We start from the raw sequence: 18,696 nt of genomic DNA, 5'->3' as shown, positions 1-18,696 counted from the left end.
GGGGTGGGGTGAAGTGTGGGGTTGATTTCCTCTGCTCGCGGGGGTGGAAAGCCGGAAGGATTCCCCTATCGCCGTAACGGAATTTCCTTGTGGATCTTGGTGCGAAAATGTGCGTAGAGTTCTGTGTCAGTGGAGGGAGCTCGATCATAGATCCCTCCAACTGGACCGGGAGAAGGGTGAATTCACGTGCATCCCAACCGAACGATCACGGTTTCACTTGCTGCCGCCGCAGCAGTGTCCTGCATATCACTATCCGCGCCAGCAGCCAACGCTTTGCCTCAAGCGCATGACGGTATTGCGCAGGCCGCGAAAAAGAAGCCCACCGAGCCCTGCAAGGGCAAGCAGCCCAGTAGCAAGATTGTCTACACGTTCAACCGTGGCCCCGCAAAGATCCCCCTGCGCTGCGGAAACAAGAACTGGGGATTCCGGCACATAGCTGCCCGCGGCAGGTGGAGCGAGTCTTTCAAAAGCAAGATCAGTAATACGCTCTGGAAGGGCTACGAACAGAGCCCAGGCGTCGTCTTCCGGGACAAGCCCGGAGTGGGTTGCACTCCCAATCCCAAGAAGAACTTCAAGGTCGTCTACAACAGTGGCCCCCTCGGTGGGAAGCCCGGAGGGATCACCCCTCAAGGCGTCATCACGGCCTCCGTGCAGTACACTGCAAAATCCGCTAAAGGTCCGTGCTAGAAGGGTCAACCATGGCGACCTCGGAACAAGTGGAAGAAGGGCTACGCAACAAGCTCCTGGGGAAACAGCAAGAATACCCAGGCTTCACCATCGAAGTCCTAGATCTACGAGTACCTGAGGTGCGCCCAACCCTCACAGTACAGCTCAAGATCCAAACCCAAGGCCAGCAATGGCAAGTCACCCTCAACTACAAGGGTCCAGAAGCAAGCCTCGTCAGCGGCGACCTTGACCCCGACCACCTCACGTACCTCGCATTCCTTATGCGCACCCACCTCTTCGAATGGTGGGACACAAAGGACACCGAGAAGCTATCCAAGAAAATGGGCCAAAGGCTCAACTAGCCGCCAAGCCCGGCGGGGCGGGCCAGCAGCTACACACCAGCGCCCCTCGACCCGGACCACCGGGCGGGGGCGCTGGTGTGTGCGGGCACGCCTTGGACAGTTTTATGATCAACGGTTCGGTAGATCTTGCGCTGATCAGGGGGCCAACCCCCAATACCGGACTGAGGGAGCACACCGTGACAAGATCGTGGCTGGGTACGGCCTGCCGGAGCGGCCTAGCGGCCCTACTGGCCGGTGCCGTCCTACCCGCGGTAGCCCCCGGGGGCAGTAGCAGCTGACGACGACTCAGGGCTCAGCGTTGAGACCTGTGCGCTGCCAATCGGTGCGCCACGACCCACCCTGGGAGACCTTCAGGACGAGACGGCGCTCAACGAACTGCGAGGCCGAGCGCGGGAAGCCCAGTCACGCCTCACCGCAGCCGAGACGCTGGGTCCGGCAGCCGACTACGCGCAGCTCGACGACAAAGGGTCGGCAGCACCGCCGCCTGCTACAGAGTTGGCCTGCCGCAGCCCGCTACACCTACCGCGGCAACCTGCCCGGTACCACAACCTTCGGGCAAGCCGAGATCAAAAAGTCGTTCGCCCACACCGTCACCGCCAAAGCAGGCCAAGGTGGCGGCGGGCACGACGGGATTTTCGCCGTGTACCAGCCCACCGTAAGCCTCGCACCCCCCGCCCCCTGGACGCTAAAAGGCTCTAACAAAAGCTGCTGATCATGAGACTCTCGGCCTGCTGTCTCGTAGGTCTGGGTATGGGAAACCGTGAGTCGCGGCCGTGGATCGTGTCAGACGAACTGTGGGCGCTGGTCGAGCCGTTGCTGACGAAGTCGGGTCCGAAGCTGGTCGAGGGCAGACCGCGGGTGCCGGACCGGCAGGCCCTGTGCGGGATCCTGTTCGTTCTGCACACCGGCATCCAGTGGGAGTACCTGCCCCAGGAACTCGGCTTCGGCTCGGCCACCAGTTGCTGCTGAACGAGCTGCGGTCCAAGAACCAGCTGGACTGGGAGCGGGCGGTGATCGACTCCTCGCACGTGCGGGCCGTCCGACGGGGCCCAAAAGCGGGCCCAGCCCGGTCGACCGCGCACGGCCGGGCAGTAAACACCACCTCGTCGTCGACGGACAGGGCATCCCGCTCGCGGTGTCGCTGACCGGCGGAAACCGCAACGGCGTCACCCAACTCGAGCCGATGCTCGACAAGATTCCCGCCGTCGCGGGCCAGGTCGGCAGACCGCGTCGGCGCCCCGACGCGCTGCTGGCCGACCGTGGCTACGACCACGACAAGTACCGCCGCCTGCTCTGGCGGCGCGGAATCCGCCCCGTGATCGCGAAGAGAGGCGAGCCACACGGCACTGGCCTGGGCATTTTCCGCTACGTTGTCGAGCGCACCATCGCCTGGCTCCACGGCTTTCGCCGCCTGCGCATCCGCTGGGAACGACACGACGACATCCATGAAGCCTTCCTCGGCCTCGCCGTCTGCCTGATCACCCACCGCCACGTCCAACGGCTTTGTTAGCACCTCTAAGCCCCCCAATGCGCGGTCCAACCGGCTCCCTTTCCTCACACAATCGGCATACTCCCGACGATCGCACATCCTCAGCCCCCGGCAACAACACGCCTCAAAGCTCAGTAGCCTCGAACATTTCGGCTGCACCGTTCGATTGACAGACCCGACCATCACCTCACATGCGACGGGCAGTTCAAGAAGACCCGCGTGGTGGGCAACTGGATGATCTGAACGCTCAGTTGTCGGGCGGGAGGGCGACGTCGATGAGCCGCGGGCCGGTAGACGGCTCGCGCAGAATGTCGCGGAGCCCGTCTAGGGTTTCGGCGCGGTGGGAAGCGACGCCCATGGCGGTAGCCAACGCACTGAAGTCAAGTGCGGGTTCGCGCAGGTCGAGTCCGATGAATCCGGTGGCTTCCGGATTGCGGTGCCGCCAATTGGCCTTGAGGACGTTGTACTCCTGATTGTTGGCGACCACATAGGTGACAGGAAGACGCAGTTGGGCCGCCGTCCACAGAGCCTGCGGAGAGTACATGGCGGCCCCGTCTCCCAAGGTGCACAGGACCCGGCCGCGGTTGCGCGCCAGACTGGCTCCGACGGCGGCCGGCATGGCCCAGCCGAGCCCCCCGGCCACCCACTGGTACTGCTTGGGGGCGAGGTGCATAGCTGCACGAAGGTGACGGGCCGCTTGGGGCGCTTCGTCCACCACGACGATGTCCGGGGCCAGCCAGTCGTCCAGCACGTCCGCCAGGGTGGTGCAGTTGAGCGCGCTCGACCCCTCACCCCCTGCGGCTTCCCCGTGCGTCGTGGCTGCTTCGGCAACCGTGGAAGCGGGTGCCTCGGAGTTGCCCAGTGCGCTGATCAGCGCGGTGAGGGTGGGTTTCAGGTCTCCGTGCAGCGCCAGGTCCAGTGGTGCGCTCAAACCGAGTGCGTTCGCATCCGCGGTGATCTGGATGCTGGTGACGCCCTCGGGCAGGATGGGGCCCGCCTCGTAGGGGTAATAGCGGTCAAACACATGCGTCCCGACGATAAGAACCGTGCGGTAGGAGGCCAGGGTGTCGCGGATACCGGCGACGTGGGTGGGGAGGAATCCGCGCCAGCGAGTGTGGGCGGTCGGGAAGGGGTTGGCGGCAGGCCAGCCGGGCCCCCAGACGTCTGCTCCGAGGGTCTCGGCGAGCGCCACGCCCTCGGCGGGGGCTGCGTAGGCGAGTTCGTCCCCGTATACAAGGGCGGTGCTCCCGGCCCTTTCGCGGCGCAGCAGCGGCATCAGCTGTTCGATGGGCGCTGCGGAGGGCGGGCTTGTGGGGATACGAGGAGGAGGAGGTGCTCCTTGTTCGTCCAGCAGGTTCATCGGCAGGGCGAGGAAGACTGGTCCGGTCGGTGGGGTCGTCGCGATGTGGAACGCCCGCCGCACTGCCTCGCCGACGTCGTCCCGGGTAGACGCCTGGTGGGACCATTTGACCGTGGGGCGGGCGAGACCCGCAAGGTCCCCGGCCAGGACGGGATTGTGGAAGAGATGACGCAGGTCCTGCTGTCCGGCGGTGATCACCAACGGCACACGGGCTGCTGCGGCGTTGGTCAGCGCGCCGATCGCATGGCCCAGGCCCGCAGCGGCATGCAGGTTGACGACCGCCGGGCGTCCTGAGATCCGGGCGTACCCGTCGGCCATGCCAACTGCCGACGCTTCCTGCAGCGCCAGCACGTACGAGAGGTCCGGGTGGTTCTCCAGGGCTTGGAGCAGGGGAAGTTCGGTCGTACCCGGGTTGCCGAAAATGTACCCGACGCCCTCGTCACGCAGGATGTCCAGGACGACATCGGCGCCGCTGGGACGCGCGGGAGAGGGGCAGGCTGTGGTGTCGTGCACGGGGCGCTCCCAACGTCGAGCGGTGACAGCGCACACGGGAGGCCAGTAAGAGAGAACCAGCGAGCGCCTTCAGTTGAAGGTGCCCGCTCCCGGCGTCAAAGATGAGCACATTCACCCGAATGGAGTACCTCCACCTCTCCCGTTACCGTCTTCGTAGCCCCGCAACAGGGTCGCCGGCTTCGTAGGCCAGGGCGAGCGCGAGCGGGCCGCGGTGCACGCCGAGGACCTCGCCGCGCAGGCACACACCTTGCCCGCCGGTAAGTGGCAGCTCAGGCAGCCTGCCGCCCGCACGCCCGGGCATGACCCGATGCCGTCACACGTGCTCTGCAATACGGTCCACCATCGCCTGGCTGCACGGCTTCCGCCGCCTGCGCATCCGCTGAGAACGACGCGACGACATCCACGAAGCATTCCTCGCACTCGCCGTCTGCCTGATCACCCACCGACACATCCAACGCTTTTGTTAGGAGCAGTAAGCCCCCGACGAGCCGAAAAATGTCCATGCTCGCCCCGCGGTGGGATGCAGCCGAGTACCTGGCGAACTCCACCGGAAGCGGCAACCCCGACAAGGCCGGTGCCGCCACCTGCGACAACTACTCACAAGGCGGCGCACGAGAGTGCGACGAGCACCCCTTCAGGTCCACCCTGGAAGGCGCTGCCGAGCACGACTTCGACCCGGACGCCAAGAAGTTCAACTTCTCAGTCCAGCCTGTCAAGGAAAGCGACAACGGCAAAGTCGGCCTGCTCCTCAAGAGCTACTACGCCAAGAACAGGATCCTCGCTGACACCGAGGACGACTCCTTCTTTGTGAAAATCACGAACTGACGGTGCCGGGGACGGCCGTGCACACCGGCCGTCCCCGCGGCAGATGAGTCATCCAGCGGGGAAGAACTGCACCAGATACCGCTCGACTCCGACCACCGGTTCCTCGGACTCCCGCAGAGCGGCGACCGCGGCACGCCCAGCACCATGCACCCGCACGCGCCAGGCACCCTTACCGCCCAGCTCGACCAAGTCATCAGTGCGCCCCAGCGACGGCGTCCACACCGCCACATCACCACTTACCGAAGCGAAACCCGCCTCGCCCTGCGCATCCCACCCTGCGCTGTCCTCCACAGGCGGAGCGCCGCCCCACACCTGCACCGTCACCGCCGCGGTATGAGTGTTACCGGCACTGCCCACATCGATCCGGCCCGGGAACGCATTCACGAACACTCCAGCGTCGAACCCATCAGGGAATTCCACCGGAAGATCCGCATCCCAGGACTCGACGAACGCGAACGCGTAATTGTCCACGAACACATCGAACCGCTGCTCCCGCACAAGATCGGCCATGCAACTCTCCGCCCAGACGCTGCCGACACGACCCCCCCCGATCGTAACCAGACGATCACGGCGCCCTGGCCGTAAGCGGCTCCTGGAGGAACGGGCAGAGGAGCGTCACAGCTCCAGCAGAGCCCAGCGCCGGTTGCCGGGCTCATCACCGTCGGTGTCCGCGCCGCACGACAGCACCCCGAGCGCGGCGACCGACGGCAGGAACGACTCATCCAGCCGGCCCGGCCCATCCCGGTGGGACAGCACCATGATGAGTGCTGCACCCTCCTGATCGGCGACGTGCACCGTGATGCGGCGCCCGCCATCACCAAGCGCCGCCCGTGCCAGACCGCGGGTCACGGCGGTGTACCTCTCCTGCTGCGCCGCGGCACCGAGGTACCCCCAGGCGCGCAGCTGCTCCACCACCCGCACCGCGGCCTTCTTCTCGGACCATGGAGCGTTCTCCAGTGCCCAGTTGGCCGCACGACGGTTCGCGATCAGCACCGTCGGACGCCGGTGCACAGCAGGAGCCGCAGCCTGCTTCGTCGGAGGATCCGGTGGCGGTGGAGACGGCGGCTTCTTCGGCGGATAGTCAGGCCGCGGCTTCGGGGCCGCATCCCGCCGCGCATCATCCATGAGGCGACCGTACTCCTGGAGACCCGGGCGGGACCCCGACACGGCCAGACTCAAGTCCTTCGAGGGACAGTAGGAAGTGAGCCGCTGGAACAGCCGGCCCGCCTGTCGCGGGATTTCCTCCCGGAGCGCCGTCAGCCAGCCCCACAGATCCGGCAGCTCCTGCTCCGGGTAAGCGAGCGCATGCGCGATCCGGCACTGCCGACTCGGCCGCGGGCACGAGTCGTCCTGCACAGCCCAGCCCTGCCGCACATACCAGCGCTGCCGCGGCGGCACCGTGTGAGCGGGCGCATAGAAGTCCGGCTCCAGCATTACCCGGTCGTGGTCGTCCGTCGGCACCGGTTCCCACGGCAGACCGCAGCGCGGGCACTTGACCGGCTGCGTCTGATCCTGGCCGGTTCGCCACAGTTCTTTGGGGTCCATCGACTCCATACAGGCGGAGTCCGACCGGACCGCGAGGCTCGGCAGCACACGAACGAGGCGGGCGCGCAGAGACGCCAGCAGCCGCCCGACGGCACGCCTGCTGCAGCAAGGCGATTACGGGCCCACGCGGCGCAGCAGAGACGACCGGCAGGCGGCTGGACAGCGCCGGCAACTACTCATCAGGCGGCGTGGCGCACCCATTTCCGTGCGGACACATGAGTGTTGAGCCCCGCAGAACACGATCCGCAGCGCGACGATAGCCGACAAGCCTCGGTGATAGGGAATTCCTAGCACTAAGTAATGCGGCGTCAAGTGGCGCTGATAGGGAATTCCTTGAGGCTTTGCTTCCTCTTTTAAAGCGCGCTAATCTCCGTTCTGCTCTCCCTCGGTGATGCAAACTCACTTGCCTGAGGGGAACTTGGCGTGCGAGAGGGGAACTCTGTGAAGCCACACCGGTTGTGGACCCAGTCTCTTCACCAGAACCCACCGCGCGCACATTCGCACGGAAGGCTAAACGTGAACCGTAAGAGCTGGCGTATCCGCACCACCGTCATCTCGGCAGCCGTCGCAGGTGCCGTAGCCGTATCCGGCGTCGGCACGGCAAACGCTGCAGCAGCCCTCGACAGCAGCCGGACGAAGGCGCCGAACGCTCAGACCTCCCCGCTGGCCACCAACAGGCTCAGCCTGGAAGACGATCAACTGGAACAGCTCGGCTCCGAAGATGAAGTCCTCGTAGGAATCGAGAATGCCTTCGCCGTCATCGACACCATCCCCGCTGATGTCCTGGAGAAGGGGCAGGAAGCCGTGGAGCAGTGGCTGCAGAAGGAACTGGCCGCCAGCGACGGTGAAGCCTCGGCAAGCCGAAAATTCAGCGGCACCAAGTGTGCGGCGGGAATCCTTCAAGCCATCGGTTCCAACATCTTCGCCGTCGTCAAGATCTACAAGATGAAGAAGGCGATCGACCAGCTCGGCGGCATCAAAAAGGTCATCAAAAAGATCCGCGACAAGAAGAAGAAGGGCAAAACATTCAAGAAGGGTATTACGGAGGTCTTCGAAGAGGCCGGAGCCGGCCTGGGTGCCATAGCCATCGGATTCTTGGGAGTCGACGGCGTCATCAAGAACTGCTGGTAAGGGGAGACGGTGAACACGCTGGCAGAGGCTTTGCGCTGGGCATTCATATGCGGAACAGCCGTTCTCTTGGTCGCATGCATCACCACAGCCACCCGGAAGCGGTCCGAAGGAGCCAGCTGGGGCACGATCATCGCCCACATGGAGAACAAGTGGCTCAGCGCTGACAAGGCCCTCTTCGCCATCTTCACCGGCTACTTCGGTTCGCGGGTCGCGGAACACATCGGCGGATCACCCCCTGGTACGGAAGAATGCCTCACAATCCTCTTCCCGCTAGGCGTCGTTGCCGCAGTCGTTGCGACCCGACTCACAGTGAGGAGAGCCGACCGCGCCACGTGGATCAACCTGCTAGCACTCGTCGCCGCACCCATAGCACTCGGAGCCGTCACGACAGGCTGGTAGGGAGGATGCCCCAGCTGTCCCCGCACGGACGGAGCCGGCTGGGGCATTCCGTCTGACACCGGATGCACCCCACTCACCAATCATCGACAGCGGCTCCACCACAACCCCGGCCTCCTCCAACGGATCCCGCGCCGAGGCCTCCCCGGCGCTCTCACCCCCGTCGACCTTGCCCGCCGGGAACTGCCAGACCAGAGCGGCCTCCGGAACGCGCGGCGGACCAGGAGGACGCGGCCTTCACGCTGCACCACCGCACCCGCGACCGGCGATTGAGCATCAGCGGTTTCGCTCATCATTTCCTCCAGCGGCACGGCTAGGTCAGGCGACGGATCGCAGCGGAAAGCGGACGAGCCACGACGGCAGCCCGCTATCGGCGTAGTGCAGCAGCGCGTACTTGTAGCTGAGCAGGTCGATCTCCCGGACGGACCGCTGGCTCTTCAGGACGTCAGGTGACTCCCGCCGGATCTGCCCGATTGCATTGTTCCGGCAGTCTCGGTACGCCCTGGGGCGCTTCTGCTCGAACTGAAGCAGGAATCGACGCAGCCTTTCGTCGTCGAGCTGGTTCGCCGCCGCGTACATGCGATCGAGTTCGGAAGCGCGATCTTGCTGGCCTGCGTGCCCCTCGCGAGCGGAAGCGAGTGAGGAGGGATGTTGGTCGCCAGCATCTTCTTCATCAGTACTTCGTGGGTCAGTACTTACTGAAGACGTACCGCTCGCCGACGGCCCGTCGACCGACGTCACGCTGACCGACGTGCCGTCAGCGGTACCCCGGTGCTGCGGAGTGTCGTACACCTCCAGCACGGTGACGAAGCGGCCCCTCTCGGCCTGCTCCTTGCGGCGCACCATGTAACCCGCCGCCTCCAGCTCCTTGAAGGCGGCACGCAAGCCGCGCCGTCCCTCGCCGACGACATCTCCGCGGTGACGGCGTGCCCGCTCGGACAGGGCGTCGGCATTTGTCTCCCACCCGTTCGGGCGGGATAGGAGCTCGGCGAGGACACCGCGAGCGAGCGCAGTAGCTCAACCGGTCGTCGCGGAGCGCAGAGTTGGGAATGATCGTGAAGTCGGCCTCGGGGCGCGACCGGCGTATCTTCACCGCTTCATCCGCCACAGCTGCCAGTGACGGGTACAGCTCTGTACCGTCACAACTGGTTCCTGACGCAGAGCGGCCGGACGGATAGCCCCCGTCCGGCCGCTGCCGTTTTGCCTGAAATTCTATGTGGCGCAAGGGGGCCAAGTGGTCTAATCCAGGCGCCTATTCGCCGTCGATTCGCCGCACCGACTTCCGCGCCCATGGCAGCCGATCCGACACCGTGTACAGCAGCTCGCTCATCTCCCCGGCGATCGCCCTCCCTCCCTCCAGGGTGTGCTCCTGGCCCATGGCGACCTCCAGCTCGTGGACGCGCCGCATGACCTCCGGAAACCGATTCCGCTCCACCCACAGCGACCATGCGGGCAGGAACGTCGGCTCCCCGCGCCGGGCGTCGGCGTCCAACTGCACCAGCCGGGAGGGATCCAGCCGCTCGACGGTGGCGCGCATGGACTCCACGGTCAGGTCCGGGCGGGGGATATGCGGATTGGTGAACAGGGGATCGAAGTCCTCAGTCACGACGACCACCCGCCACCCGACCGAGCGCCCGCAGCTGCGATCGAAGGCGGCCACCCGGTCGGCTGCCGCATCCGCCTCGGCGGGCGACGGGTACAGCGCCTGCACATCCTCGAAGTCCACCGCGACGAACGCCGCCCGCCCCTCCGCGCTACCACTGTCCGACGCCATCACCCGCGCCGACGCCAGCAGCTGCAGCGAACCGCCCTGCCGCGGCACCAGCAGATCCACCGCCGCGGATGCGTGCGACACGTCGACCAGGAAACGCTCGTTCTCTGCCACATGATCGGTGACGCAGCACGACGGGCAACGTACCCACACCTCCTGGCCGTCCACCAACGCCCGCCGCGGACGCTGTACGGGAAGCCCCGTCGGTGAACCGCTGTACGCGTTGCTTAACCGTGAATCGCTATGTACTTTCATGAACGACCTACTTCCTGACATGGAGCGGGTTGATGATCAGCGAGGTGCGAACTCGCTGGTCGCGACGGCCGGGCATACGCCCGGCCGTTTCGCGTTTCTGGAACTTACCTGGACGGCGACAATGCGACATGATGTGTGCGCCTTTTCCGGAAGCGCCGATCTACTCCCGGGGTAGGGAAGAACCCAACAGTTAGAAGATTGCCAGGTTCTGACGTGCAGGTTCTGACCTCCCGCTTCCCACAGGGCGGAACGAGAAGCACGCCGCAACTTCCCGCGCGCACCCCTGCCCGACGTAATCCAATATGGCCGGGAGTGGTCGATCAGCAGTCGGCCGCGCCCGCCGTCCTCCACGCCAAGCTTTTCGGAGTCGTCGCCACGAGTCGAGACGCGCAGCGCGGTACTTCGGGAAGTGGGCGAAGGGGAAGTACCGCGTTACGCGATAGTTCCGCCTACGCGGCCGACGGGCTGCGCTACCGTCGGCGCAGCGAGCGAACCGGGAGGCGGCAGCATGACGGCAGGCGACGAGCGCATCATCCGGACCAGCCCCCAGCGGCTCAGCCGCGACGTCTGGGGAGCTGGTCGCGCCATCCAGAAAGCGGACGTCGCCGAAGTCCACGTCGACGAGATCGCTGCACCTGATCACGTAGCTCAAGCGCTTGGCCTCGGCGATGGTGCGCTCGTAGTGAGGCGCAGCCGGACCTACAAGATCGACGGCCAGCCGGTACAGATGGCCACCTCGTACCTGCCGCACGACCTCGTACACGGCACCCCCATCACACAGGCCGACACCGGGCCTGGCGGCACCTGCGCGCGACTCGCTGAACTCGGACACGCACCCGCCCACTTCGCCGAAGACGTGGTGGTCCGCCCATCGACGATCGACGAGTCCGACCAACTCGACCTGAGACTCCGCGAGTCGATCATCCACATCACACGGACCGCCCGCGATGCCGCAGGACGTGTCGTCGAGATCAACGAGATGGTGCTCCATCCTCAGCTCTACCGGCTGCGGTACCACTTCGACGCCTAAAGGACGCGCCCGCAATTGGTGTGATTGCTGGTTAGTGGACTAGGGATGGGCAGGGTGCTCTCGGCAGGTGGCCCGGGAGCTGATCGAGCCGTTCGCAGCATCGAGTCGGGCGACTGGCCATGACCAAAATCGCTTCGGCAGCGCGGACGTTCGCGATCAAATGCAGGTATGCCTCCCACACCTCGCCGTCCCCGGTTACGCCGTGTCGCCCGTCTCACCACCCGGGCCTCATCCCGTGCCCGAGGGAACGCCACCCGCCCGCCGCGGACGAGAACGCCCCGCACTTCGGATGAACGTCCCCCTCTTGACTGGGCGCGCCGGATCGAACTGTTCACCGTCGTGGTCGCCTCCGTCGTCGCGGTGGTGGGGCTGTGGTACTCAAGCGTGCAGACCAGGCAGGCCACCGAGCAGGCGCGGGAGGAACGGGCGCTGACTAAGGAGGGGCAGATCACCGACCGGTACACCGCGGCGGTCGGCAACCTCGGCGAGGACAAGATGGACGTGCGGCTTGGTGGCATCTACGCCCTGCAGCGGATCATGCAGGACTCCCGCCGTGACCAGCCCACGATCGCCAATGTCTTGGCCACCTATGTCCGCATCCATGCCGCCGAACCCCCGGCGAAGGGCGAGGACATCCCGGCCGACGTCCACGCTGCGCTCACGGTGCTCGCCGCCCGCGACACAACTCGGGACGGCGCCTTCCGCCTTGACCTCCACGCCGCCAAGCTTCCCGATCTGGACGTCGGGCCCAGCCCCCGAGCAAAAGCGTTCTGGCGCGACGTGAACCTGCGGGACGCGGAACTGCCGAACGCGAACCTGAGCCACGCGGACCTGCGCGGCGCAGACCTGAGCAATACGAACCTGCGCGATGCGTTCCTCAACAACGCGGACCTGCGCGGCGCGTCTCTCGACGGGGACCTGCGCGGTGTAATCCTGAGCTTCGCGGACCTGCGCGGCGCGGAGCTGGTCCAGGCGGACCTGCGCGGGGCACACCTGACCGACGCGAAAGTGGGCGACACGAACCTGCAAGGTGCGAACCTGAGCAACGCGAGGCTGAGGCACACAGACCTGACGGGCACGGAACTCAACGGGGCAAACCTCAGCAGGGCCGGCCTGAGGCAGTCGGTCCTGACGGGCGTGGACCTGTCCGCCACGGACCTGCGGGGCGCGGATCTAGGTGACGCGGACCTGCGCGGCGCGGACCTGAACTACGCCGACATGCGCCGCGCATATCTGAGCAATACGAACCTGCGCGGCGTGCGCCTGAACGAGGCGGACCTGCGTGGTGTGGACCTGCACCGAGCAAAGAACCTGACGCGGAAGCAGGTGGCTTCGGCCCGCACTGACACCAGCACGCGACTACCTTCCACGCTCTCGTAGCCGATCACCCCGCGCAACGATCACGACTCCCGCCGGACACCCACTCAGGCATACGGGACAGCCCGCAGAGCAGCGCACGACGAAGCCCCCACCCGCGGGAGTGGGGGCCACAGCGCGCCAGGAACCAGCCGGCGTCGCGGAACGGCAGCTGCTCAAACCGGAGCGGCGCCACTCCACCCAGCTTGCCGTGCAGGTAACGCAGGCCGCCGACGGTGATGCGGATCTGCGGCTTGGCGAGGATGTAGGACATCAGGTGGCCGGTCTTCGGGTGGACACGCTCGCCGAGCAACTTGATCGTCTCAACCCGCAGCCCTGTCTGCCAGGTCTTGCCCGTGCCGTGATACTCCGGGACCGGGATCGGCTCGACTCCCTCCCGCAGGCGCGATCGGTACAACTTCCCGTGCAGGTGGTCGACTTCATAGGCGACGAGCCGGGCGAGCCCTCGTTCGAAGAGGGTGATGCGTTCCGTGCCGTAGATATCCGTGTGCTCGACGGAGATAGCCAGCGGCCGAGGAACCTTTCCACGCACGTCGAAGAAGGAAAGGCAGCCCTCGTACTGCTCGTCGGTGTCCGGCGACCTCGACGATGGTCGGGTTGAACAGGGTGATCGACTCGCCGTCGGGGGTGCGGACGATCGCCGCGGCCCGGTCGATGCCGATTTGCGGGGCGGCCATCCCCATCCCCTTCCCGAACGCGTGGACCATCGAAGCGCGTTCGCAAGCGGAGATGAGCTCGGCGACCACTCTGCGCGCATCCTCCGCCTCGGTCGGTAGGTCGAACGTGCGGACCGTCTTGGCGAGAATCGGTTCGCCCTCCTGGACGACGCCGACGGTGCGCATCCTCTCGCTGGCCGTCGCTACCACGTGATGGAACTCCTGCCGGTCTGTATGTGGGCTGGGGGCAGAGCGGCGTCGTAGTAGCGGGCGAGCGCTGCCTCGGCACCGGAGCCCTGCGCGGTGACGATTCGCTGGAAGCGTGCGGAGCGCAGGCCCGAAGCTGCGGTGGTCTCTGGCCGTCGACAAGGCCGAGGCGTCCGCGCTGAAGGAGCTCGCCGAGGGCGGCGGCCGTCAGGAGGTCGAGTGCACGTCGGCCCTGTAGGACACCGCCGTAGTGCAGGCAGGGGTGGGCTGGGCTATGCAGCCTCGTACTCGTGCGCTCGGCCGCCGCGCCACGTCACCCGCGACGGGTCGTCGAGCAGCTGCTCCGCGTCTTCCAGCCCGACCCGGCACAGGGACTAGGTCTCGTTATCGAGCCCTGTCTGCCACTCGCCCGTCTCATCTTGCCAGTGCACGTGTCCATCCCGGAGGTACTCAAGTAGGTTTTCGATGTCATCGAAGACACGCCCCTCGGTCTTCAGACCGGAAAACAGGGTCTGGGCGTAATCCACCGGGTCTAGCTGGTCGGCGGTGTCGGGATCTCGGTCGGGTGGCTCAACCATGGCTACAGACTGCCAGGTGGTGGATAGAGGGCTGGGAGATTCGCGTCAATCCGGGCCTTCAAGCTCCGCATCGGGGCGGCAGTGCACGCACGCACTTGGTCCACGAAGAGGGCACGCCGAGCCTCGTCCCGCGTGACGGTGCGCCGCCGACTCCCTGCCGCGTGGCAGCCCCCGCGGTGCACCTCGATGAGCGGTCCGCCCTGGCCGATCCCGCGATCGAGGACCCAGTACGGTGGGGCGGGCGTGCCTGCTCGCCGCGCTGCCACTCGACCTGACGCCGCTGCTCCTCGGCGATCCACTTCTCGGCCTGGCCGAGCTGGTGGCGGAGGAAGGCTTCGGCAACACGGAGCTTCTCCAGCCGGGACGGTTGCGGCTTATCGGGCATGCGTTCGAGTCTAGCTGTTGGGGCACGCCAGAGCCCCGCCGGTGACAGCGGGGCTCAAGGTGGAAAGTGTCAGGAGTCGTCGCGCTTCAGGGAGTCCTTCACGCCCTCGACGCGGTCTTTCATGGAGTCCATCGCATCCTTGACGCCGCCCTTGGCTTGGTCCGTCTGGCCTTCGGCTTCCTTGCGCCCGTCGCCGGTGGCCTTGCCGAGCATCTCCTTGGCCTTGCCCTTGAGCTTGTCCATGTTGCCGTCGTCGCCCATGACTACTCCCTACGGTGGCGGTCAGGTACCCGATCACCGTAGGCCGGGAGGCCGCTCCTCGCCTGCTGGAAGGTCGCGCTCTGTAGCGCGGGCCGACTACGCGAAGATCGCCGGTCTGGAACGCGAGCTCGGCTGCTGCGAGGAACGGTGACCGTAGCCGCAGGCAGGATCTACGCGCCCGACGTGCGCTGGGTTTTGACCTTGGCCAGGCACACGTCGCACAACGGGGAGGACGGCCGACCATTGGCTGCGCTGCCGTACTTCTGTGCCTGCCGCCCGCATCCCGATGCGGCGCACGGCCCGCCCCCTGGAACGGCGGTTCGTAGGTGACCTCAGGGGTGGGCGTGCTCATCGCGGAAGTCCTGTCTGTTCGGGATTCAACAGGAGGCGACGAGGCAGTCACGCCGCCTCCGCGATCTCCCCACGCAGTGCCTCCGCCTGCTCGGCGCGCGTCCACTCCGCGACCAGCACCTCATACTCGGCCCGCTGCTCCGACGGCAAGCGCACCGCAGGATGCGGCCACAGCGCACGGATCAGCCGATTCAGCTCATCCGCGGACCGTGCAGACCCGACAGCCGGGGGAGTGGAGGACATGCCGATCATCCTGGGCGCAGGGTCCGACATGCCCTAGGACGCGGCGAAGATCGGCATATGACGATCAAGCGCCGAGAACACCCAGCAGGTGATCGTCGAGGTTGGCGACGAAGTCCTCCCGCCGCCACGGACGCAGCTCCTGCCGGGCTCGCCGCAGCCGGATCGCAGGCACCCGCCCACCCGTCGCCGACGCAGCGGCCACACACTCGTGCAGCAACTCGGCAGCCGACCGAGGATCCCGCATCTTGATGCGCGCCAGGGCCTGGTCGGTCGTGACGATCGCCCGCTGCAGCTTTTCCCGCGGAGCCGACAGCGCCTCCGCGGACCGGGCGAACCGGTCATGCGCCGTCACAGGATCCCTGACATGCAGCTCACAGACCCTCCTCGAAGCGGCGCAGATGGCCAGGCGAAAAGCTGGTCGGCGCCGGATCCCCGTCGTGGTCGGCGTCCAGGTCGTACCAGGCCAGCCCCAGCGCCGCCTGCGACTGCCGCTCCTCACCCGCACGCGCCGCGATCTCCGCCTGCAGCGCGTGGGCGCGCGCCCTCACCAGCGTCGAATCACCGGACCGGGCCGCCCGCACCGCCTCGTCCACCAGCAGCCGGGCAGGCTCGACGCCCTGCGTCGAGTACAGGGTCACCAGGGCGTGGCTCATATGGACGCCGGCCCGCCGCCACGGCTGCTCCAGTCGGCCTGCTTCCCGGGTCGCCTCCGCGTACAGGGCGCGCGACGCCGCATCGTCACGGGTCTCGAACGCGAGCCGCCCGGCGAGCGCACTCGCGGCGACCGAGGCGTCACGGAGCTGGGGGAGCAGCGGCTCGGGGGACGGCCCGGCCAGCAGATGACGGCAGGCTTCGACGGCTGGGGCGAGCATCAGCTGGAGCCGCACGAACGGGAGCGAACCCACCTGCGCGTTGGCGTCCGACACCACAGAGGCGAGCCCGCGCACCAGGTCCTCGTCGGCGCGGCCCGGATCTGCCGGCGCCGCGGCGAGACCTGCCTGGACGCCGGGTGCGAGGAACGCGAGCATCCCGCCTCCCTCGTCCGTGACGGCGCGAACCATCGCCGACCGCAGCTCGATGATGCGCTGCTTGCTCTTCCCGAACAGGCGCAGCGCCTCCAGCGGCTCGGCGAGGTCCGATCCGGCGCCGACCGCGGGATCGCGTGTCGGGGTCCGGGCATAGAGGCGGGCGAGGAGTGGCTGGCAGCGCTCGTCCGGCATCGTGGGGCGGGTGGCCTCTAAGCGGGCCACCGACCGCTGTACGGACGTGACTGCGGGGAGGTGTGGCTGGTGCAGCTCCTGGGCGTACTGGGTGAGGGCCCGGGCGACGTCCGAGAGGGACAGGCCGCGGCGGTGCCTGAGCTGCTTCAGTGCGGCCTGCGCACCCCTTCCGCAGGCGTACAGCGGGTCGTGCGCGACGGGCGAGAGTCAGGCTCGCCCACTCACCACAGGGAAGGGGGCGGGGGAGGGAGCAGGTCTCTTCATTGATTGACCGCGTGCGACCGTTCGGCGCCGCGGCTGTACCCCACCCGCCCGTCCGCCCTGTCTGTCCACCTCCCAAGTGGGCGGGCCGGAGGGCGGCGCCATGCTGTCGAGGGAGATCCACTGGGAGATTACTGGGAGAACTCCCGCGCAAATCACTGCGCGACGTTGCGAGAACCTACGACGTTCTACGAGAAGATGTAAGGAATTGGCGCACCATAGGTGAGCCTCTGACCTGCGGTTCCCCCCCCCGCTCACCCCGCCGACTCGCCCGCATGCGGGCTGAGTTCACCCACGCCCACCAGGATGAACAGCACGATGCCCAGCAGGACCCGGTAGTAGACGAACGGCATGAAGCTCTTCGTGGTGATGAACTTCATGAACCATGCGATGACCGCGTAGCCGACCACGAAGGCGATGATCGTGGCGAAGATCGTCGGGCCCCAGGAGACGTGGCCGCCCTCACCCGCGTCCTTCAGCTCGAAGACGCCGGACGCGAGGACGGCGGGGATGGCGAGGAGGAAGGAGTAGCGGGCCGCGGCCTCGCGGGTGTAGCCCATGAGGAGGCCGCCGCTGATCGTCGCGCCCGAGCGGGAGACGCCGGGGATCAGGGCCATCGCCTGGCAGACGCCGAAGATCAGGCCGTCCTTGACGCCGAGTTCCTTGAGGTCCTTGCGGCGGCGTACCGCGCGGTGCTTGCCGCCGGTCTCGTCGCGGGCCGCCAGGCGGTCGGCGACGCCGAGGACGATGCCCATCACGATCAGCGTCGTGGCGATGAGGCGCAGATCGCGGAACGGGCCCTCGATCTGGTCCTTGAACGTCACGCCCATGACGCCGATCGGGATCGAGCCGACGATGACCAGCCAGCCCATCTGAGCGTCGTGGTCCGAGCGCGGCACCTTGCCGAAGAGCGAGCCGAACCACGCCGACAGGATCCGCGCGATGTCCTTGCGGAAGTAGATCAGCACGGCGGCCTCGGTGCCGATCTGCGTGATCGCGGTGAACGCGGCCCCCGGATCGTGCCAGCCGGCGAACGCCGCGGTCAGTCGCAGGTGCGCGCTGGAGGAGATCGGGAGGAACTCGGTCAGCCCCTGGACGAGCCCGAGGATGAAGGATTCAAGCCAAGACATGAAAACTGCGCCGTCCAAGTACTGATCATCAGGCCGCGGATGCGGTCGTAGCGGTCATAGAGGGGCGTGGCTGAGGCGGGGCCGGCGTGGCTGGAACATGACTGCGAGGTGAGCGGGCGGAACGCCGGAGCGCGGGGGTGATCACGTCCCCCGTCGTGGGGCAGCGTAGCGGTCCAGGGTTACGGGACGGTGGGAGGGCCGACCGGCGGCTGTGGCGTCGGTCCCGCCGTCGTCCATCCCGGCACCTGCGGATGCGCGGTGAGGTCGTCGTGCCGGACTTCGTCACCGCAGGCCGAACAGGTGACCACGGGGACCAGTTCGTGGCCGCAGATGTGTTCGAGGACCATCGGGCGTTCGCCGTCCCCTCGCAGGTGGCGGTCGCCCCAGGCCATCAAGGTCATGAGCACGGGCTCCAGTTCGAGACCGGCGGGGGTCGGTCGGTAGAGGAAGCGCCGCGGGCGCTCGCTGTAGGCGACCTTCTCCAGGACGCCCGCCTCCACCAGTCGGCGCAGGCGTGTCGTGAGGACGTCGCGGGGCGCGCCGATGTTGCGCACCAGCTGGTCGAAGCGCTCGTTGCCGAGGCACACCTCCCGCAGGACGAGCAGGGAGTACTTCTCGCCGACGAGCGCGAGGGCGTCGGCGATCGAGCAGGGGCGCGGATCCTTCATGCGGGCAGTCTAGGGC

Annotated in this window: 21 protein-coding genes and 4 pseudogenes; 10 read left to right on the top strand and 15 right to left on the bottom strand. The window is 66.9% G+C overall.

Annotated elements, in window-relative coordinates; genetic code table 11:
• The first annotated feature begins 186 nt into the window (after positions 1–186).
• From AOK03_RS42500 to AOK03_RS40700, 3 genes and pseudogenes are all read left to right on the top strand, one after another.
• Complete coding sequence (locus tag AOK03_RS42500) at positions 187–687, top strand: hypothetical protein (RefSeq protein ID WP_157868903.1); 501 nt, start codon at positions 187–189, stop codon at positions 685–687.
• Between the two features lie 11 nt (positions 688–698).
• Positions 699–1,028 carry a hypothetical protein gene (locus tag AOK03_RS42495; protein ID WP_157868902.1) on the top strand — a complete coding sequence of 110 codons (330 nt, stop codon included), beginning with the start codon at positions 699–701 and terminating at the stop codon, positions 1,026–1,028.
• A 750-nt stretch (positions 1,029–1,778) separates the two neighbouring features.
• Positions 1,779–2,538, top strand: a pseudogene (locus AOK03_RS40700) (IS5 family transposase).
• A 226-nt stretch (positions 2,539–2,764) separates the two neighbouring features.
• Here the strand turns inward: AOK03_RS40700 and AOK03_RS09470 are convergent.
• Entirely contained in the window at positions 2,765–4,390 is a 1,626-nt protein-coding gene (locus AOK03_RS09470; protein ID WP_055564732.1) for a thiamine pyrophosphate-binding protein, read from the bottom strand.
• Positions 4,391–4,731: 341 nt separating this feature from the next.
• On the opposite strand from AOK03_RS09470, the pseudogene AOK03_RS43415 reads away from it, so the two are divergent.
• Positions 4,732–4,857 (top strand): annotated as a pseudogene (locus AOK03_RS43415) (IS5/IS1182 family transposase); the annotation flags it as partial.
• A gap of 28 nt (positions 4,858–4,885) precedes the next feature.
• Positions 4,886–5,215 (top strand): NucA/NucB deoxyribonuclease domain-containing protein, encoded by a 330-nt coding sequence (locus AOK03_RS09465; RefSeq protein ID WP_244177544.1) that lies wholly within the window; start codon positions 4,886–4,888, stop codon positions 5,213–5,215.
• A gap of 48 nt (positions 5,216–5,263) precedes the next feature.
• Here AOK03_RS09465 and AOK03_RS09460 read toward each other — a convergent pair whose 3' ends face one another.
• Positions 5,264–5,725, bottom strand: a complete 462-nt coding sequence (locus tag AOK03_RS09460; RefSeq protein ID WP_055564731.1) for a hypothetical protein — start codon at positions 5,723–5,725, stop codon at positions 5,264–5,266.
• A 105-nt stretch (positions 5,726–5,830) separates the two neighbouring features.
• Positions 5,831–6,760 (bottom strand): DUF6083 domain-containing protein, encoded by a 930-nt coding sequence (locus AOK03_RS43900; protein ID WP_244177543.1) that lies wholly within the window; start codon positions 6,758–6,760, stop codon positions 5,831–5,833.
• Positions 6,761–7,276: 516 nt separating this feature from the next.
• On the opposite strand from AOK03_RS43900, the gene AOK03_RS09450 reads away from it, so the two are divergent.
• Both AOK03_RS09450 and AOK03_RS42490 read left to right on the top strand, forming a co-directional pair.
• Complete coding sequence (locus tag AOK03_RS09450) at positions 7,277–7,891, top strand: hypothetical protein (RefSeq protein ID WP_055564729.1); 615 nt, start codon at positions 7,277–7,279, stop codon at positions 7,889–7,891.
• A 9-nt stretch (positions 7,892–7,900) separates the two neighbouring features.
• Positions 7,901–8,290 (top strand): hypothetical protein, encoded by a 390-nt coding sequence (locus tag AOK03_RS42490; protein WP_157868901.1) that lies wholly within the window; start codon positions 7,901–7,903, stop codon positions 8,288–8,290.
• Here the strand turns inward: AOK03_RS42490 and AOK03_RS45155 are convergent.
• The 3 genes from AOK03_RS45155 to AOK03_RS09440 form a co-directional block, all read right to left on the bottom strand.
• On the bottom strand, positions 8,237–8,482 hold the full coding sequence (locus AOK03_RS45155; RefSeq protein ID WP_107097961.1) for an NUDIX hydrolase: 246 nt from the start codon (positions 8,480–8,482) through the stop codon (positions 8,237–8,239). The genes AOK03_RS42490 and AOK03_RS45155 overlap by 54 nt on opposite strands.
• A 123-nt stretch (positions 8,483–8,605) precedes the next feature.
• Positions 8,606–9,172 (bottom strand): hypothetical protein, encoded by a 567-nt coding sequence (locus AOK03_RS09445; protein WP_055564728.1) that lies wholly within the window; start codon positions 9,170–9,172, stop codon positions 8,606–8,608.
• Positions 9,173–9,539: 367 nt separating this feature from the next.
• On the bottom strand, positions 9,540–10,313 hold the full coding sequence (locus tag AOK03_RS09440) for a DUF6907 domain-containing protein (RefSeq protein ID WP_425264367.1): 774 nt from the start codon (positions 10,311–10,313) through the stop codon (positions 9,540–9,542).
• Between the two features lie 508 nt (positions 10,314–10,821).
• On the opposite strand from AOK03_RS09440, the gene AOK03_RS09435 reads away from it, so the two are divergent.
• A complete protein-coding gene (locus AOK03_RS09435; RefSeq protein ID WP_079074589.1) occupies positions 10,822–11,343 on the top strand; it encodes a UTRA domain-containing protein in 522 nt (173 codons plus the stop codon).
• 339 nt (positions 11,344–11,682) lie between these two features.
• The gene (locus tag AOK03_RS09430; RefSeq protein WP_244177542.1) at positions 11,683–12,723 is read left to right on the top strand and encodes a pentapeptide repeat-containing protein; all 1,041 of its coding nucleotides are present in this window, start codon (positions 11,683–11,685) and stop codon (positions 12,721–12,723) included.
• 241 nt (positions 12,724–12,964) lie between these two features.
• Here the strand turns inward: AOK03_RS09430 and AOK03_RS45150 are convergent.
• A pseudogene (locus AOK03_RS45150) lies at positions 12,965–13,042 on the bottom strand (NUDIX hydrolase); the annotation flags it as partial.
• 111 nt (positions 13,043–13,153) lie between these two features.
• Positions 13,154–13,562 (bottom strand): annotated as a pseudogene (locus tag AOK03_RS43895) (peptide deformylase); the annotation flags it as partial.
• Positions 13,563–13,698: 136 nt separating this feature from the next.
• Between AOK03_RS43895 and AOK03_RS44845 the strand changes: the two are divergent.
• A complete protein-coding gene (locus AOK03_RS44845) occupies positions 13,699–13,821 on the top strand; it encodes a hypothetical protein (RefSeq protein ID WP_279616313.1) in 123 nt (40 codons plus the stop codon).
• Positions 13,822–13,957: 136 nt separating this feature from the next.
• On the opposite strand, the gene AOK03_RS09420 is transcribed toward AOK03_RS44845, so the two are convergent.
• From AOK03_RS09420 to AOK03_RS09390, 7 genes are all read right to left on the bottom strand, one after another.
• A complete protein-coding gene (locus tag AOK03_RS09420; protein WP_055564724.1) occupies positions 13,958–14,161 on the bottom strand; it encodes a hypothetical protein in 204 nt (67 codons plus the stop codon).
• A 2-nt stretch (positions 14,162–14,163) separates the two neighbouring features.
• Positions 14,164–14,427 carry a DUF6233 domain-containing protein gene (locus AOK03_RS45145; RefSeq protein WP_425264366.1) on the bottom strand — a complete coding sequence of 88 codons (264 nt, stop codon included), beginning with the start codon at positions 14,425–14,427 and terminating at the stop codon, positions 14,164–14,166.
• Between the two features lie 188 nt (positions 14,428–14,615).
• The gene (locus AOK03_RS09410; RefSeq protein ID WP_055564722.1) at positions 14,616–14,807 is read right to left on the bottom strand and encodes a CsbD family protein; all 192 of its coding nucleotides are present in this window, start codon (positions 14,805–14,807) and stop codon (positions 14,616–14,618) included.
• A gap of 658 nt (positions 14,808–15,465) precedes the next feature.
• Complete coding sequence (locus tag AOK03_RS44980) at positions 15,466–15,753, bottom strand: hypothetical protein (protein WP_341845786.1); 288 nt, start codon at positions 15,751–15,753, stop codon at positions 15,466–15,468.
• A gap of 19 nt (positions 15,754–15,772) precedes the next feature.
• Positions 15,773–16,651 carry a hypothetical protein gene (locus tag AOK03_RS09400; protein ID WP_341845785.1) on the bottom strand — a complete coding sequence of 293 codons (879 nt, stop codon included), beginning with the start codon at positions 16,649–16,651 and terminating at the stop codon, positions 15,773–15,775.
• A 485-nt stretch (positions 16,652–17,136) separates the two neighbouring features.
• A complete protein-coding gene (locus tag AOK03_RS09395) occupies positions 17,137–18,012 on the bottom strand; it encodes an undecaprenyl-diphosphate phosphatase (protein WP_055564721.1) in 876 nt (291 codons plus the stop codon).
• 179 nt (positions 18,013–18,191) lie between these two features.
• Complete coding sequence (locus AOK03_RS09390; protein ID WP_055564720.1) at positions 18,192–18,680, bottom strand: winged helix-turn-helix transcriptional regulator; 489 nt, start codon at positions 18,678–18,680, stop codon at positions 18,192–18,194.
• Positions 18,681–18,696: the final 16 nt, after the last annotated feature.

The sequence above is a fragment of the Streptomyces atriruber genome (assembly GCF_001418325.1).
GTDB lineage: Bacteria > Actinomycetota > Actinomycetes > Streptomycetales > Streptomycetaceae > Streptomyces > Streptomyces atriruber.
Note: the sequence above shows the minus strand (reverse complement) of the source record. Positions and strands in the feature narration are given on the sequence as shown.

Bases quoted from the DNA above. Each gene is read 5' to 3' on its own strand.
- AOK03_RS09410 (WP_055564722.1), bottom strand. From the start codon at position 14,807: ATGGGCGACGACGGCAACATGGACAAGCTCAAGGGCAAGGCCAAGGAG.
- AOK03_RS09390 (WP_055564720.1), bottom strand. From the start codon at position 18,680: ATGAAGGATCCGCGCCCCTGCTCGATCGCCGACGCCCTCGCGCTCGTC.
- AOK03_RS09460 (WP_055564731.1), bottom strand. From the start codon at position 5,725: ATGGCCGATCTTGTGCGGGAGCAGCGGTTCGATGTGTTCGTGGACAAT.
- AOK03_RS09435 (WP_079074589.1), top strand. From the start codon at position 10,822: ATGACGGCAGGCGACGAGCGCATCATCCGGACCAGCCCCCAGCGGCTC.
- AOK03_RS42495 (WP_157868902.1), top strand. From the start codon at position 699: ATGGCGACCTCGGAACAAGTGGAAGAAGGGCTACGCAACAAGCTCCTG.
- AOK03_RS09440 (WP_425264367.1), bottom strand. From the start codon at position 10,313: ATGAAAGTACATAGCGATTCACGGTTAAGCAACGCGTACAGCGGTTCA.
- AOK03_RS43900 (WP_244177543.1), bottom strand. From the start codon at position 6,760: ATGGACCCCAAAGAACTGTGGCGAACCGGCCAGGATCAGACGCAGCCG.
- AOK03_RS09465 (WP_244177544.1), top strand. From the start codon at position 4,886: ATGTCCATGCTCGCCCCGCGGTGGGATGCAGCCGAGTACCTGGCGAAC.
- AOK03_RS09420 (WP_055564724.1), bottom strand. From the start codon at position 14,161: ATGGTTGAGCCACCCGACCGAGATCCCGACACCGCCGACCAGCTAGAC.
- AOK03_RS09395 (WP_055564721.1), bottom strand. From the start codon at position 18,012: ATGTCTTGGCTTGAATCCTTCATCCTCGGGCTCGTCCAGGGGCTGACC.